13 protein-coding genes are annotated in these 14778 nt (G+C 72.1%); 6 read left to right on the forward strand and 7 right to left on the reverse strand.

Translation table 11 applies throughout. The features are described 5' to 3' along the window. Both ASF44_RS09735 and ASF44_RS09740 read left to right on the forward strand, forming a co-directional pair. Positions 1-1392, forward strand: coding sequence for an MFS transporter (locus tag ASF44_RS09735; RefSeq protein WP_056899120.1), 1392 nt, complete (start codon positions 1-3; stop codon positions 1390-1392). A 138-nt stretch (positions 1393-1530) separates the two neighbouring features. Further along, positions 1531-1920 carry a hypothetical protein gene (locus tag ASF44_RS09740; protein WP_056899019.1) on the forward strand — a complete coding sequence of 130 codons (390 nt, stop codon included), beginning with the start codon at positions 1531-1533 and terminating at the stop codon, positions 1918-1920. A gap of 12 nt (positions 1921-1932) precedes the next feature. On the opposite strand, the gene ASF44_RS09745 is transcribed toward ASF44_RS09740, so the two are convergent. Both ASF44_RS09745 and ASF44_RS09750 read right to left on the reverse strand, forming a co-directional pair. Next, positions 1933-3048, reverse strand: a complete 1116-nt coding sequence (locus tag ASF44_RS09745) for an NAD(P)/FAD-dependent oxidoreductase (RefSeq protein WP_200930585.1) — start codon at positions 3046-3048, stop codon at positions 1933-1935. After that, complete coding sequence (locus ASF44_RS09750; protein ID WP_056899021.1) at positions 3048-3896, reverse strand: N-formylglutamate amidohydrolase; 849 nt, start codon at positions 3894-3896, stop codon at positions 3048-3050. The genes ASF44_RS09745 and ASF44_RS09750 overlap by 1 nt, the downstream gene beginning before the upstream one ends. 153 nt (positions 3897-4049) lie before the next feature. Here ASF44_RS09750 and ASF44_RS09755 point away from each other — a divergent pair, with 153 nt between their 5' ends. Further along, on the forward strand, positions 4050-4775 hold the full coding sequence (locus ASF44_RS09755; protein ID WP_056899022.1) for a glutathione binding-like protein: 726 nt from the start codon (positions 4050-4052) through the stop codon (positions 4773-4775). 34 nt (positions 4776-4809) lie between these two features. Here the strand turns inward: ASF44_RS09755 and ASF44_RS09760 are convergent, their stop codons facing one another. Then, positions 4810-5514, reverse strand: a complete 705-nt coding sequence (locus tag ASF44_RS09760; RefSeq protein WP_056899023.1) for an ABC transporter ATP-binding protein — start codon at positions 5512-5514, stop codon at positions 4810-4812. After that, complete coding sequence (locus ASF44_RS09765; RefSeq protein WP_056899024.1) at positions 5507-6763, reverse strand: lipoprotein-releasing ABC transporter permease subunit; 1257 nt, start codon at positions 6761-6763, stop codon at positions 5507-5509. Before ASF44_RS09765 ends, ASF44_RS09760 begins: the two co-directional genes overlap by 8 nt. A 71-nt stretch (positions 6764-6834) precedes the next feature. On the opposite strand from ASF44_RS09765, the gene ASF44_RS09770 reads away from it, so the two are divergent. Together ASF44_RS09770 and recJ are read left to right on the forward strand one after the other, a co-directional pair. After that, the gene (locus ASF44_RS09770; RefSeq protein ID WP_056899025.1) at positions 6835-7779 is read left to right on the forward strand and encodes a hypothetical protein; all 945 of its coding nucleotides are present in this window, start codon (positions 6835-6837) and stop codon (positions 7777-7779) included. After that, positions 7776-9494 (forward strand): single-stranded-DNA-specific exonuclease RecJ, encoded by a 1719-nt coding sequence (gene recJ, locus ASF44_RS09775; RefSeq protein WP_056899026.1) that lies wholly within the window; start codon positions 7776-7778, stop codon positions 9492-9494. Before ASF44_RS09770 ends, recJ begins: the two co-directional genes overlap by 4 nt. A 16-nt stretch (positions 9495-9510) precedes the next feature. On the opposite strand, the gene ASF44_RS09780 is transcribed toward recJ, so the two are convergent. From ASF44_RS09780 to ASF44_RS09790, 3 genes are all read right to left on the reverse strand, one after another. After that, a complete protein-coding gene (locus ASF44_RS09780; RefSeq protein ID WP_056899027.1) occupies positions 9511-11328 on the reverse strand; it encodes a methyl-accepting chemotaxis protein in 1818 nt (605 codons plus the stop codon). Positions 11329-11432: 104 nt separating this feature from the next. Beyond that, complete coding sequence (locus ASF44_RS09785) at positions 11433-12173, reverse strand: LytTR family DNA-binding domain-containing protein (protein ID WP_200930586.1); 741 nt, start codon at positions 12171-12173, stop codon at positions 11433-11435. Positions 12174-12197: 24 nt separating this feature from the next. Further along, entirely contained in the window at positions 12198-13235 is a 1038-nt protein-coding gene (locus tag ASF44_RS09790) for a sensor histidine kinase (RefSeq protein ID WP_056899028.1), read from the reverse strand. Positions 13236-13336: 101 nt separating this feature from the next. Here ASF44_RS09790 and argH point away from each other — a divergent pair, with 101 nt between their 5' ends. After that, positions 13337-14734 (forward strand): argininosuccinate lyase, encoded by a 1398-nt coding sequence (gene argH / locus ASF44_RS09795; RefSeq protein WP_056899029.1) that lies wholly within the window; start codon positions 13337-13339, stop codon positions 14732-14734. Positions 14735-14778: the final 44 nt, after the last annotated feature.

Here is a 14778-nt window from a genome sequence, read left to right on the forward strand (position 1 = left end):
ATGGCCGTCGCGCCGCCCGCGGACGGCCTGCCGACGCCGGCCCGCTACTGGTCGATGGCGGTGATCCTGCTCGGGATCGGCATCTCGGTGCTGGACGCCACCATCGTCAACCTGGCGCTGCCCGGCATCGCGCGCGACCTGAACCGCCCGGCATCCGACGCGATCTGGATCGTCAACGCCTACCAGCTCGGCGTGCTGGTGCTGCTGCTGCCCTGCGCCAAGCTGGGCGACCTGCTGGGCTACCGCCGCGTCTACCTGGCCGGCGTGGCCGTGCTGCTGCTGGGCTCGCTGGGCTGCGTGCTGGCGCGCGACCTCGGCACGCTGGTGGCGGCGCGCGCGTTGCAGGGCATGGGCGCGGCCGGCGTCATGGGCGTCAATTCGGCGCTGGTGCGGCTGACCTACCCGCGCGCGCTGCTGGGCCGCGGCATCGCCATCAATTCCATGACCGTGGCCGTGGCCTCGGTGGCCGGCCCCAGCGTGGCCGCGGCCGTGCTGTCGGTCGCCAGCTGGCCCTGGCTGTTCGCCATCAACCTGCCGATCACGGCGGCGCTGCTGCTGCTGGGCCTGCGCGCGCTGCCGGCCAATCCGCTGCCGCTGGCCAAGGGCGGGCTGTCGCTGCTCGACGTGGGGCTCAACGCCGCCATGTTCGCGCTGGTCTTCCTGGGCGTGGACCAGCTCGGCACCCGCGCGCGCGAACCTGGCGTGGCACTGCAGGCCACGCTGCTGATCGCCGTCGGCCTGGGGGTCGGCGTGGTCTATGTGCGGCGCCAGCTCGGCCAGGCCGTGCCGCTGTTCCCGGTGGACCTACTGCGCATCCGCGTGTTCGCGCTGTCCATGTGCAGCTCGGTCACGGCCTTTGCCGCGCAGATGCTGTCCAACATCGCGCTGCCCTTCCTGCTGCTGGAGGGTTACGGCCGCTCGCACGTGGACACGGGCCTGCTCATCACGGCCTGGCCGCTGGGCAGCATCGTCACCGCACCCATCGCCGGGCGGCTGATTGGCCGCGTGCAGCCCGCGCTGCTGGGCTGCGCCGGCATGTGGACCATGGCCAGCGGCCTGGCGCTGCTGGCCCTGCTGCCCGAGCAGCCGCACAACGCAGACATCGCCTGGCGCATGGCGCTGTGCGGCATCGGCTTCGCGCTGTTCCAGTCGCCCAACAACTACCTGATCGTGACCTCGGCGCCACCGCACCGCGCCGGCGGCGCCAGCGGCATGCTGGGCACGGCGCGCCTGACGGGCCAGAGCATCGGCGCGGTGCTGCTGGCCATGCTGTTCAGCCTGTCGGCGCCGCAGGCCGGCCATGCCGCGGGCGCCAAGCTGGCGCTGGGCCTGGCCGCCATGCTGGCCGCCGGGGCCGGCTTGTTCAGCCTGCTGCGGACACGCAGGGCCTGAGAGCGTTTGCGGAACCGATGGCCGACCGCTGCGGCCGTCGCCAACGGGCCGCCGCCCGTCGGTGCGGGCCCGTGGCGGGCTCCGGCGGCGGCCGGCGCGGCCTATGCTGCCGTTGCCTCCCACTCCGTCCGGCCCGCCATGCTGCCCCCTGTCCGCCCCACCGTGCTCGCGCTCAAGACCCCGGCCGTGCCGCGCTGGAAGCGCAGCGGCCACGACACGCTGGACGATTCCCTGCAGCGCCTGACCATGGCATGGATGAAGGCCCTTCCCGAGCCGCTGCGACCGCACCAGTGCGCGCGCCAGCATCCGCGCGTGCTCAACAACATTGCCGCGCTGTGGAGCCTGCCGCTGCGCTGCCTCGACTACCTGGACGAATTGCAGGCCGACCGCCGCGGCAACCGCCGGGGCTTCGGCCACGACGTGGCGCTGGAACTGCAGCGCCTGCGCGCGCGCCGCATGGCGCTGGCCGCCAACGCGCGCCCCGCGCCGCCGGCCGACTTTCCCGTGACGCGGCCGATGGCGCTGTGAGCGGCGGCCTGTTCAGGCGGGCTGCAGCATGCGCGCCACCTGCTCGCCGATGGCCAACGAACTCGTGAGGCCCGGCGACTCGATGCCGAACAGGTTGACCAGGCCGGGCACGCCGTGCACCGCGGGGCCCTGCAGCACGAAGTCGCGCGCCGCCTCGTGCGGGGCCTGGATCTTGGGGCGCATGCCGGCATAGCCCGGCTGGAGCGCGCCATCCGGCAGGCCGGGCCAGTACTTGCGCACCTCGGCGTAGAAGCCGTCGCCGCGGCGCGGATCGACCACCAGGTCGCCGGGATCGTCCACCCACTGCACGTCGGGCCCGAACTTGGCCTGGCCACCCAGGTCCAGCGTCAGGTGCACGCCCAGGCCGGCGGCCTCGGGCGCCGGGTAGATGAGCCGCGTGAACGGCGCACGGCCGGCCAGCGTGAAGTAGTTGCCCTTGGCGAAATGGCTGGGTGGCACGTGCACCGCGTCCAGGCCCTCGAAGCGCCGTGCCAACGCCTGCGCCGACAGGCCGGCCGCATTGACCACGGTGCCGGCCAGCAGTTCGGTGCCATCGGCCATGGCCAGCACCAGGCCGTCCGGCGTGCAGCGCGCCTGCGCAAGCGCCGTGTTCAGCGCCACCAGGCCGCCGGCGTTCTCGACATCGCCCTGCAGCGCCAGCATCAGTCCATGGCTGTCGACGATGCCGGTGGACGGCGAGTGGATCGCCGCCGTGCAGCGCAGCTGCGGCTCCAGGGCGCGGGCCTCGTCGGCCGACAGCAGCACCAGGTCGTCCACGCCGTTGGCAGCGGCCTTGGCGACGATGCCCTGCAGCTGCGCGACCTGGGCTTCGTCGGTGGCCACGATCAGCTTGCCGCAGCGCCGGTGGCCGATGCCGCGCTCGGCACAGTAGGCATACAGCAGCGCCTTGCCACGCACGCACAGCTGGGCCTTGAGCGAACCGGCCGCGTAGTAGATGCCTGCGTGGATCACCTCGCTGTTGCGCGAGCTGGTGCCGGTGCCGATGGCGTCCGCCGCCTCCAGCACCATGAGTTCGCGCCCGGCAAAGGCCGGCGACAGTGCCAGCGCCCGTGCCACCGCCAGGCCGACCACGCCGGCGCCGATGACCACCGCATCGACCCGGTCCATCACAGGCTCCGCGGGTCGGTGGCCAGCAGCAACGCCACCAGCGAGCGCAGGTGGGCCTTCAGGGGTTCGGCGCCCGCGTGCAGGGCCAGCGTGGCCTCGTCCATGTAGAGCCTGCGGTTGATCTCCAGCTGCACGCTGTGGCGCTGCCGGGCCGGGTCGCCATAGCGGCGCACGAGCTCGACGCCCTTGTAGGGATGGTTGTAGGCCACGTCGTAGCCCAAGCCGCGCAGGTGGTCGACGATGCGGGCGGAGAGCGCCACGGACGCCGTGCTGCCATCGCGGTCGCCGACCACGAAGTCGGCATGGGCCAGGCCCGGGAAATCGGTCGCGAAGCGCGAGGCCACGGCCGGCATCGAATGGCAGTTCAGGTGCAGGCTGTAGCCGTGCCGCGCGTGGGCCGCGTCGATGGCCGCCTTCACCGCCGCGTGGTAGGGCTGCCAGCAGCGCGCGATGCGGGCCTGCACCTCGGCCACCGTGAGCCGCCGCGCGTACAGCGGCGTGCCCTCGTCGGTGGTCCGCCAGATCAACCCCTTGCCCAGGCGCACCTTGGACAGCACGCGCGCATCGGTGGCCACCGGGCCGGGCCAGGGCGCGTCCAGCAGCGCCTGGTCGATCTCGGTCACGTCGCGGTTGGCATCCAGGTAGCTGCGCGGGAACAGCGCCTCGACCCAGGCCACGCCCAGCGCCGGCGCGAAGGCGTAGAGCTTCTCGACATGGGTGTCCTCGGCGCGGCGCAGCACCAGGGGGTCGCAGGCGTGGTCGAAATCGGCCGGATAGACCGTGCCGCTGTGCGGGGAATCAAGAACCAGCGGGGTGGTCCCCGCGGCGGTGAGAAGGGCGGCGGACATGGGGCGCGATTGTGCAGCACGCCCACGCGTAGTCGCGCAACGCCACCGCCTTGCGATGCCGTCCTACTGGCGCGGAACCAAACATGGAATACTTGTATCCGTCATGCGGGGCCCACGCCGGGATGTCCTGTCGTACACATTGGTGAAGGTTCCATGATCGAGTTGCACTACTGGCCCACGCCCAACGGATGGACTTGTTCCATCATGTTGGAGGAGTGCGGCCTGCCTTACCGCATGGTGCCGGTCAACATCGGCCGCGGGGAGCAGTTCACACCCGAGTTCGTGGCGTTGATCAATCCGCACCACAAGATGCCGGCCATCATCGACCCGGAACCGCTGGACGGTGGCGAGCCCATGCACATCAGCGAGGCCGGCGCCATCCTGGTCTACCTGGCCGGCAAGACGGGCCGCTTCCTGCCGGCCGACAGCGCCGGAAGGCTCCAGGTGCTGCAGTGGCTGATGTGGCAGGTCGGCGGCCTCGGCCCCATGACGGGCCAGAACAGCCACTTCCTGCAGTACGCCAGCGAGAAGGTGCCCTACGCCATCACCCGCTATGCCAACGAGCTGCGCCGCCTGTACGGTGTGCTGGACCACCAGCTGGGCCAGACCGGCAGCCATGTGGCCGGAGCGGAGTTCTCCATCGCCGACATCGCCATCCTGCCCTGGATCCGCATGCACAACGCCCAGCGCATCGACCTGTCGGCGTTCGCCCACATCGGTCGCTGGTACGAGACCGTGCTGGCGCGTCCGGGGGTGCAGCGCGGCCTCGCCCTGGGCCGCGAGCTGCGGGCGCCAGTGCTCAGCGAGGCTGCCCGCGAGGCCTTGTTCGGCAGCGGCTCCGGCGCGCAGGGCGTGGCCCGCCAGCGCTGGGGCGACTAGCGCGCGCCGGGCCTGGCCCCGGCCGGGCAGCCTCCTAACCGCTCAGCACCCCGCGGTTGAGCCGCAGCAGCCGGCCGCAGCGCGCGGCGAGCGATTCGTCGTGCGTGACCACGATGAAGGCCGTGCCATGGTCGCGCGCGAGCCGCAGCATCATGCCGAACACGCCCTCGGCCGTGCCGCGGTCCAGGTTGCCGGTGGGCTCGTCGGCCAGCACGCAGCGCGGCGCGCCGACCAGGGCCCGCGCGATGGCCACGCGCTGGCGCTCGCCGCCGGACAGCTCGGCCGGCCGGTGCGCCATGCGTTCGGCCAGGCCAACCTCGGCCAGCACGGCGGCGGCGGTGGCGCCGGCGGCGGCCCGGGTCTGGCGCCGGATCCACAGCGGCATGGCCACGTTGTCCTGGGCGCTGAACTCGGGCAGCAGGTGGTGGAACTGGTAGACGAAGCCGAGCTCGCGGTTGCGCAGCTCGCCCTGGGCGGCCGGGCTCAGCGCACCCAGGTCCTGGCCGGCCAGCTGCACGCGGCCCGTGGTCGGCGCGTCCAGCCCGCCCAGCAGGTGCAGCAGCGTGCTCTTGCCCGAACCCGACGCGCCGACGATGGCCACCGTCTCGCCGGCGTGCACGGTCAGGTCCACGCCCTGCAGCACGGTCACGTCGAGACGGCCCTCGTGGAAGCGCTTGGACAGGCCCCGGGCCTGCAGCACGGGCTGGCCGACAGGGGCGGATTTGATCGCATCACTCATAGCGCAGCGCCTCGGCAGGGTTCACGCGGCTGGCCCGCCAGCTCGGGTAGATCGTGGCCAGGAAGGCGAGGATCAAGGAGATGACGGCGATGGGCAGGATGTCGCCCTGCTGTGGGTCGCTGGGCATGCGGTTGATCAAATACACCTCGCGCGGCAGGAAGCTGGCATGGAAGATCTTCTCCAGCGCCGGCACGATCACGTCGATGTTGTAGGCCACGGCCAGGCCCAGGGCCAGCCCGGCGAAGGTGCCGATGATGCCGACCATGGCGCCCTGCACCATGAAGATGCCCATGATGCTGCGCGGGCTGGCGCCCAGCGTGCGCAGGATGGCGATGTCGGCGCGCTTGTCGGTCACCGTCATGACCAGCGTGCTGACCAGGTTGAACGCGGCCACCGCCACGATCAGCGTGAGGATGATGAACATCATGCGTTTTTCCAGTTGCACGGCCGCGAACCAGGTCTGGTTCTGGCGCGTCCAGTCGCGGATCAGCAGGTCGCCCGAGAGCGTGCGGGCCAGCTCGAAGGCCACCTCGCGCGCCTGGTGCAGGTCGCGCAGCTTGAGCCGCACGCCGCTCGGCCCCTCCAGCCGGAACAGCCGGGCGGCGTCCTCGATGTGCACCATGGCCAGCGCCGAGTCGTACTCGTAGTGGCCCGAACTGAACAGCCCGACCACCGTCATCTGCTTGAGCCGCGGCACCACGCCGGCCGGCGTGACCTGGCCCGAGGGCGCCACCAGCGTCACCGGGTCGCCCTCGCGCACGCCCAGGCTGCGCGCCAGGTCCGTGCCCAGCACGATGCCGAACTGGCCGGGCACCAGCCGCGCGATGGCCGCGGCGCCAGCGCCGCCGGCCACGTCGGTCACCTGGCTTTCGGTGGCCGGGTCGATGCCGCGCACCAGCGCACCCTTCATGTCCTCGCCGCGCGCGATCAGCGCCTGGCTGGCGATGAAGGGCGCCGCGCCGATCACCGCGGGGTTGCGCCTGGCCTCCTCCATGGTCTTCTTGGGATCGGGGATGGCCTGGCCCTGCGGCGCGTAGATCTCGATGTGCGAGACCACGCCCAGCATGCGGTCGCGCACTTCCTTCTGGAAGCCGTTCATGACCGAGAGCACGATGATCAGCGCCGCCACGCCGAGCGCGATGCCCAGCATGGAGACGCCGGAGATGAAGGAGATGAAGCCGTTGCGGCGCGTCGCGCGGCCGGCGCGGGTGTAGCGCCAGCCAACGGCCAGTTCGTAGGGAAGGTGCATCGCGCGCAGGCAGCGCCCGCAAAAAAGCAGGGATTGTGGCATCCCGGACAATCCCCCCGATGTCCCCGCCCATGCCTCCGAGCCCCCCGGCCCACCTGCTGATCCTCGACGCCGCCAGCGATGCGCCCGCCTGCCGCAGCGCGCTGGCGTCCTTGCAACTGCCTGCGCTGTCCGCCCTGCTGGCCGAACTGGCGCCCGCGCCGTTGGCGCGCCTGCCCGAGGAGGCACTCGACACACCGGCCGAGCGCGCGCTGGCCCAGGCCCAGGGCCTGGCCGGCGAGGACGGCCGCCTGCCCTGGGCCGCCGCCGCGGCCGTGGCGGCCGGCCTGCCGCCCGGGCAGGACTGGGCCTTCCTCACGCCTGGCCACCTCGAGGTCGGCATGAACCAGGTGCGCCTGGCCGACCCGGCCTTGCTGGCACTGCCGGCCGACCAGGCCGATGCCCTGCTCGCCAGCATGGCGCCCTACCTGGCCGAGGACGGCATCGTGGTCGAGTGCTGGCAGGACGGCCGCTGGCTGGCCCACGGCGCGCCCTTCCATGGCCTGGCCACGGCCTCGCCCGAGCGCGTGCTGGGCGAGGACAACCTGAACGCCTGGCTGCCCGCCAGCCCGCTGCTGCGCCGCCTGCAGAACGAAATGCAGATGCTGCTCTACACCCACCCCGTCAACGACGCGCGCGAGGCACAGCGCCTGATGACCGTCAACACGCTGTGGATCAGCGGCTGCGGCACCTGGCCGGCCGTGCCGCCCCGGCCAGCCGCCGCGCAGGTCGTGGACGCGCTGCGCGCCAGCGCCCGGCAGGGCGACTGGGCCGGCTGGGCCGCCGCCTGGCAGCACATCGACAGCACCTGTTGCGCACCGCTGCTGCAGCGCCTGCGCGCCGGCGAAGCCGTGGCCCTGACGCTGTGCGGCCCGAGGGGCAGCCGCCGGTTCGACGGCCAGCCGCGCGGCGCGCTGGCGCGCTGGCTGGCCGGCTGGCGCAAGCCGCCGCTGGCCCAGCTGCTGGAGGGCCTGTGAAGATCCGCACCCGCGACGTGCCCCCGCGCGCGGCCTGGGCGCTGGAGCAGGCCGGCGTGCACCCGCTGCTGGCGCGGCTGTTCGCGGCGCGCGGCGTGCAGGCCTTCGACGAACTCGACGACGGCCTGGCACGCCTGCTGCCCCCCACCGGCCCGCAGGGCCTGCTCGGCGCCGATGCCGCGGCGCGCCTGCTGGCCGACGCCATCGCGCGCGACGCGCGCATCTGCATCGTGGCCGACTACGACTGCGACGGCGCGACCGCCTGCGCCGTGGCCATGCGCGGCCTGCGCCTGCTGGGCGCCCGCCATGTCGACTACCTGGTGCCCGACCGCGTGGTGGACGGCTACGGCCTGACCGCGCCGATCGCCGACCGCGTGCACGCGCGCGGCGCCGACCTGCTCGTCACCGTGGACAACGGCATCGCCAGCATCGACGGCGTGGCCCATGCGCGCGCGCTGGGCCTGGCGGTGCTGGTGACCGACCACCACCTGCCCGCGCCTGCCCTGCCCGAGGCCGAGGTCATCGTCAACCCGAACCAGCCGGCCTGCGGTTTCGCCAGCAAGTGCATGGCCGGCGTCGGCGTGATGTTCTACGTGCTGCTGGCGCTGCGTGCCGAGTTGCGCGCGCGCGGCGCCTACGGCAACCAGCCCCAGCCCAAGCTCGACGCGCTGCTGCCGCTGGTCGCGCTCGGCACCGTGGCCGACGTCGTCAAGCTCGACGCCAACAACCGCCGCCTCGTGGCCCAGGGCCTGCGCCGCATCCGCGCCGGCCAGATGCCGGCCGGCGTGGCCGCGCTGTTCGAGGCCGCCGGCCGCAAGAGCAGCCAGGCCACGGGTTTCGACTTCGGCTTCGCGCTGGGGCCGCGCATCAACGCCGCCGGCCGGCTGGCCGACATGACGCTGGGCATCGAATGCCTGCTGACCGACGACGCCGGCCGCGCCGCCGAGCTGGCGCGCACGCTGGACGCGATCAACCGGGAACGCCGCAGCATCGAGACCGACATGCGCGAGCAGGCCGAGCTGGTGGCCGAATCGCTGTTCGGGGACGGCGAGGAGGCCCCACCGGCCATCAGCGTCTACGACCCCGCCTTCCACGAAGGCGTGGTGGGCATCGTCGCCTCGCGCCTGAAGGACCGGCTGCACCGGCCCTGCTTCGTGTTCGCGGCCTCGCGCGCGCCGGGCCACGAGGGCGAGATCAAGGGTTCGGGCCGCTCCATCGCGGGCTTCCACCTGCGCGACGCGCTCGACCTGCTGGCCAAGCGCCACCCGGGCGTGCTGCTGCGCTTCGGTGGCCACGCGATGGCGGCCGGCTGCACCGTGGCGGCCGGGCGCTGGCCCGAGTTCGACGCCGGCCTGCGCGCCATCGCGCGCGAATGGCTGGACGAGGCCGCGCTCACGCGCCGCCTGGAGACCGACGGTCCGCTGGCACCCGAGTACCGCCGTGCCGAGATGGTCGACACGCTGCACCGCGAGGTCTGGGGCCAGGGCTTTGCCGCGCCGACCTTCAGCGAGGAGGTGGAGATCGTTTCGCAGCGCCTGGTCGGCGAACGGCACCTGGCGCTCAAGCTGCGCCACCAGGGCCAGCCGGTGGATGGCATCTGGTTCGGCCGCGTGGAGCCGCTGCCCAACCGCGCCGTGCTGGCGTTCCGGCTCGATGCCGACGAGTGGCAGGGTCAGCGGCGCGTGCGCTTCCTGGTCGAGGGCATGGCCGGCTGAACGCCGCCAGCGCGGGTTAGAAGCTCTCCCACTCGCCTTCTTCGGCGGTCGCGGCCTTGGCCCGGACGGGCGGCAGCGTGCGCGCCGGCGCAGCCAGCGTCCTGGGCGCCGCGGGTTTGGCCGGCGGCGTGGGCGCGGGCTTGGCCGGTGCCTTGCCGGCCACGGGCGATGTGCCCAGGCGCTTGGCGGCGGGCGCCGCCACCGCCGGTGCCGGCCGCCTGGCCGGGGCGATGGCGGCCGGTCGGGCGGGCGCAGGCGCGGCCACGGCCGCAGCACGGGCCACCGACACCACCCCGCTGCCGACGTTGAACACGGCCACCACCTCGGCCAGCCGCTGCGCCTGGTCTTTCAGGCCCGACGCGGCCGCGGCCGACTCTTCCACCAACGCGGCGTTCTGCTGCGTCATCTGGTCGAGCTGCGTGACCGCCTGGTTCACCTGGGCGATGCCGTCGCGCTGTTCTGTGGACGAGGCGCTGATCTCGCCGATCAGGTCGCTCACGCGGCGCACGCTGGCCACGATCTCCTGCATCGAGGTGCCGGCATGCTCGACCTGGGCCGAGCCGGCCTCCACGGTCTGCACCGAGGCGCCGATGAGCGCCTTGATCTCCTTGGCCGCATCGGCCGAACGCCCGGCCAGTGCGCGCACCTCGGAGGCCACCACGGCGAAGCCGCGGCCCTGCTCGCCGGCGCGCGCAGCTTCCACCGCCGCGTTGAGCGCCAGGATGTTGGTCTGGAACGCGATGGCGTCGATGGTGCCGATGATGTCGGCAATCTTGCGCGACGCATCGCTGATGTCCTGCATCGTGCGCACCACCTGGCCCACCACCTCGCCGCCCTGGGTGGCAGCCTGGGCCGCCGTGCTGGCCAGCTGGTTGGCCTGGCGCGCGGTGTCGGCGGACTGGGTGACCGTGCTGGTCAGCTCTTCCATGCTGGCGGCCGTCTCCTCCAGGTTGGAGGCGGTCTGCTCGGTCCGCGCCGACAGGTCGTGGTTGCCGCTGGCGATCTCCACCGAGGCCGATGACACCGATTCCACGCCGCTGCGCACCTCGCTGACCAGGCCGCGCAGCCGCTCCGTCATGGACGACAGCGCGCGCAGCAGCTGGCCGAACTCGTCGCGGCGCGGATCGTCCAGCCGCTGCGTGAGGTCGCCGCTGGCAATCGCGTCGGCCGCCTTCAGCGCGCGCTGCAGCGGCTGCACGATGGAGCGCACCAGCGCCACCGTCAGCCCGATGCCGACCAGGAAGACCAGGCCGATCAACCCCAGGCCCACGAACGAGCCGGTACGGCGTGCCTCCTCGGCTGCCCCGCGGGCCCGGTCGCGCAGCCCTTCCTGCACGCCGACGAAATCGTCGAGTGCCTTCAGGTAGCTGTCGATGGCCGGGCGGTAGTCGCGCTCGACGAAGCCCTGCACATCGCCACCGGCGTTCTTGAGCTCGGTGACCCGTGCCGTCATGGCCAGCACGCGCGTGCGCCGGTCCGCGATGGTCTGCAGCGCCGCCTTGCTCTCCTCGGTGGTGGTGGCCTTGGTGACGCGCTCCTGCACGGCCGAGATCTCCGTGATCAGGGCCTTGACACGGCCGTCGTACATCTTCGCCAGCGCCGCATCGCTGGTCATGGCCGTGCCCTCGACCATGGTCGTGGCCGTTGCGGTGAGGCCGCGCCAGCGGATCGCATCGGAGATGCGCGCCTCGTAGTCCTGCACCGCGCGCAGGGCCGTGTCCATGGCGGTGGCCGAATTCAGCTGCGCCCACGAAGCGATCGCCAGCATGGCCAGCAGCAGCCCCAGCACCACCAGCCACAGCCGGCGCCCCACCCCGATGTCGTTCCACTTCATGTTGTCTTCCCTTGTTTGCGCACTCGATTGGCGCAACTGGCGCACAAATCCGCACGCAGTTTAGGGGGAAGACTTGACCGAAACCTGCCTTCTATCGCACGGGATCAGCCGGCCAGCACCTCGCGCACCGCGGCCAATTGGCGGCGCGAAACGGCCAGCGGCTCGTCCAGGCCATGCAGGCGCACGGCCCAACCCTCGCCCTCCTCGGGATCGTGGTGCTTCTCGAGCGCACGCAGCGCCTTGCGCGCCACCAGCGCATTGCGGTGCACGCGCACGAAGTGCTGCCGGTGCCGCGTCTCCAGCTCGTTCAGGGCGCCATCCAGGATGTAGCTGCGGGCCAGCGTGCGCACGGTCACGTACTTGAGTTCGGCCTTGAGGTACAGGATCTGGGCCAGCGGCACGCGTTCGGTGCGGCCGCGGTCCTGGATCAGGATGAAGGCGTCGGCGTCGGCGTCCGCCGGCTGCCCGGCCAGGCCGCGCAGGCGCTCGACCTTCTGCAGCGCGTGCTGCAGCCGTTGCAGGCGCACGGGCTTGGTCAGGTAGTCGATGGCCTCCACGTCGAAGGCCTGCAGCGCGTGCTGGGCATAGGCCGTCACGAACACCACGGCCGGCGGTGCCGGCAACGCACGCAGCGTGTTGGCCAGCACCAGGCCGTCGCTGCCGGGCATGTGGATGTCCAGCAGCGCCAGGTCGAAGCGTTCGCGCTGCAGCAGGGCCAGCGCCTCGGTGGCGTTGCCGGCCTCGCCGCAGACCAGCGCCGAGGGCGAATTGCAGTCGCCCAGCAGCGTGCGCAGCCGCGTGCGCGCCAGGGGTTCGTCGTCCACGATCAACACACGCAGGGCCATGCTTCTTCCGTTTCTCGTTCTGGCTCAGGCCGGCACTTCGATGCGCACGCGGAACACACCGTAGCGCAGGCCCGCCCGGAAGCTGCCGCGCACGTCGTGCAGCAGCCCGAGCCGGGTGCGCACATTGTCCAGCGCCACGCCGTGGCCGCTGGCGCCCTGCCCGGCCGGCACCGTGTTGACGACGGTGATGCGCACCGTCTCGCCGCGCCGCTCGCTGGCGATGCGGATGTCGGCACCCCTGTCGCTGGGCTCCACGCCGTGCTTGACGGCGTTCTCCACCAGCGGCTGCAGCAGCAGCGGCGGCAGGCGCACCTGGTCGGCCGCCGGGTCGAGCGACCACTGCACCCGCAGCCGGTTGCCGAAGCGCACCTGCTCGATGGCCAGGTAGCGTTCGGCCAGTGCGATCTCCTCGCCCAGGGTCACCGACTCGCCAGGGTTCTTGAGCACATGGCGGAACAGGTCGGACAGGTCTTCCAGCAGCGCCTCGGCCTTGGCCGGCTCGGCGCGCACCAGCGCGATTGCGCTGTTCAAGGTGTTGAACAGGAAGTGCGGCCGGATGCGCGCCTGCAGTTCGGCCAGCAACGCCGCCGTGGCGGCCGGCGTGCGGGCACGCGCGCGCAGGCCTAGCCCGGCCACCAGCAGCACCGACAGCAGCAGGCCGGTGACCGCGCTGGCCAGCCAGGGCGGACTGGCCGTGACGCCGATGCCGGCCAGCACGGCGCAGGCGACCACCCCCGCCAGCGCGCCCAGCACCACCCCCACGGGGTAATGCGCCTGGCGGCCCAGGCGGCCCAGGCGGTGCTTGAAGCTGCAGGCCAGCAGCAGCCACAACAGCGTGGCCGGCAGGGCTCCGGCGGTCAGCAGGGCGAGCCGCTCGACCCATTGCAGGGGGTTGTCGCTGCCGAACATGGCGCCCACGGCCATGACGGCTTCCACGAACAGGATGGCGCGCAGCACCACGCCCGGGTGGCAGGCGTCGAAGACCAGGACAGAACTCGTGCGGCCCCGCTGCGGCGGGGCGGCGGGCTCTTGGAAGGTCGATAAAATTTGCGGATCCTTCATGCGCAGGCTGCGGGCGGCGTTCGATTATGGTGCACCGTCCGGCGCGGCGGCACAGCCCGCCTCCAGCCTGCTCCCCTCTCCTCTTGCGACGACGGCATCCGATGTCCCACAACCAACTCGACCAGAAATCCCAGGCGTGGTCCGCGCTGTTCTCCGAGCCCATGAGCGACCTGGTCAAGCGCTACACCTCCAGCGTGTTCTTCGACAAGCGCCTGTGGCAGGCCGACATCGCAGGCAGCCTGGCGCATGCCGAGATGCTGGCCGCGCAGAAGGTGATCGGTGCCGACGACCTGGCGTCCATCCAGAAGGGCATGGCCCAGATCACGACCGAGATCGAGGCCGGCCAGTTCGAGTGGAAGCTCGACCTGGAGGACGTGCACCTGAACATCGAGGCGCGGCTCACGCAGCTCGTCGGCGACGCCGGCAAGCGCCTGCACACCGGCCGCAGCCGCAACGACCAGGTCGCCACCGACGTGCGGCTGTGGCTGCGCGGCGAGATCGACCTGATCGCCGGCCTGCTGACCGACCTGCAGAAGGCGCTGGTGGCCATCGCCGAGCAGAACGTGGACGTGATCCTGCCCGGCTTCACGCACCTGCAGGTGGCCCAGCCCGTGAGCTTCGGCCACCACATGCTGGCCTACGTGGAGATGTTCGCGCGCGACGCCGAGCGCATGGCCGACGTGCGCCGCCGCGTCAACCGCCTGCCGCTGGGCGCCGCGGCGCTGGCCGGCACCAGCTACCCGCTGGACCGCGAGCGCGTGGCCAGGACGCTGGGCATGGACGAGGTCTGCCAGAACAGCCTGGACGCCGTGAGCGACCGCGACTTCGCCATCGAGTTCACGGCCGCCGCCAGCCTGGCCATGGTGCACATCAGCCGTTTCAGCGAAGAGCTGATCCTGTGGATGAGCCAGAACTTCGGCTTCATCAGGATCGCCGACCGCTTCACCACCGGCAGTTCCATCATGCCGCAGAAGAAGAACCCGGACGTGCCCGAACTCGCGCGCGGCAAGACCGGCCGCGTGGTCGGCCACCTGATGGGCCTGATCACGCTCATGAAGGGCCAGCCGCTGGCCTACAACAAGGACAACCAGGAAGACAAGGAGCCGCTGTTCGACACGGTGGACACCCTGAAGGACACGCTGCGCATCTTCGCCGAGATGGTGGGCGGCATCACCGTGGTGCCCGAGGCCATGCAGCAGGCCGCCGCGCGCGGCTATGCCACCGCCACCGACCTGGCCGACTACCTGGTCAAGAAAGGCCTGCCCTTCCGCGATGCGCACGAGACCGTGGCACATGCGGTGAAGGCCGCGCAGTCCCATGCCTGCGACCTGTCGGAGCTGCCGCTGGCCGTGCTGCAGGGCTTCCACCCGGCCATCGAGAAGGACGTGTTCGACGTGATGAGCCTGCGCGGCTCGCTGGAGGCGCGCAGCACGCTGGGCGGCACGGCGCCGGCCCAGGTGAAGGCCCAGATCGCGCGGCACCGCGCGCGGCTGGGCTGACGTCCCGCGGCGTGCGGGTTGTTCCCCGTGCGCCGTCGATGCGG

Origin of the sequence: Pseudorhodoferax sp. Leaf274 (assembly GCF_001422445.1) — a bacterium.
GTDB lineage: Bacteria > Pseudomonadota > Gammaproteobacteria > Burkholderiales > Burkholderiaceae_C > Pseudorhodoferax.

What these genes read in the sequence shown, in the direction of transcription:
- ASF44_RS09760 (WP_056899023.1), bottom strand. Translation starts at nt 5,514, where the DNA reads ATGAGTGATGCGATCAAATCCGCCCCTGTCGGCCAGCCCGTGCTGCAG.
- ASF44_RS09785 (WP_200930586.1), bottom strand. Translation starts at nt 12,173, where the DNA reads ATGGCCCTGCGTGTGTTGATCGTGGACGACGAACCCCTGGCGCGCACG.
- ASF44_RS09735 (WP_056899120.1), top strand. Translation starts at nt 1, where the DNA reads ATGGCCGTCGCGCCGCCCGCGGACGGCCTGCCGACGCCGGCCCGCTAC.
- ASF44_RS09740 (WP_056899019.1), top strand. Translation starts at nt 1,531, where the DNA reads ATGCTGCCCCCTGTCCGCCCCACCGTGCTCGCGCTCAAGACCCCGGCC.
- ASF44_RS09790 (WP_056899028.1), bottom strand. Translation starts at nt 13,235, where the DNA reads ATGAAGGATCCGCAAATTTTATCGACCTTCCAAGAGCCCGCCGCCCCG.
- ASF44_RS09750 (WP_056899021.1), bottom strand. Translation starts at nt 3,896, where the DNA reads ATGTCCGCCGCCCTTCTCACCGCCGCGGGGACCACCCCGCTGGTTCTT.
- ASF44_RS09745 (WP_200930585.1), bottom strand. Translation starts at nt 3,048, where the DNA reads ATGGACCGGGTCGATGCGGTGGTCATCGGCGCCGGCGTGGTCGGCCTG.
- ASF44_RS09770 (WP_056899025.1), top strand. Translation starts at nt 6,835, where the DNA reads ATGCCTCCGAGCCCCCCGGCCCACCTGCTGATCCTCGACGCCGCCAGC.
- ASF44_RS09765 (WP_056899024.1), bottom strand. Translation starts at nt 6,763, where the DNA reads ATGCACCTTCCCTACGAACTGGCCGTTGGCTGGCGCTACACCCGCGCC.
- ASF44_RS09755 (WP_056899022.1), top strand. Translation starts at nt 4,050, where the DNA reads ATGATCGAGTTGCACTACTGGCCCACGCCCAACGGATGGACTTGTTCC.
- argH (WP_056899029.1), top strand. Translation starts at nt 13,337, where the DNA reads ATGTCCCACAACCAACTCGACCAGAAATCCCAGGCGTGGTCCGCGCTG.
- ASF44_RS09780 (WP_056899027.1), bottom strand. Translation starts at nt 11,328, where the DNA reads ATGAAGTGGAACGACATCGGGGTGGGGCGCCGGCTGTGGCTGGTGGTG.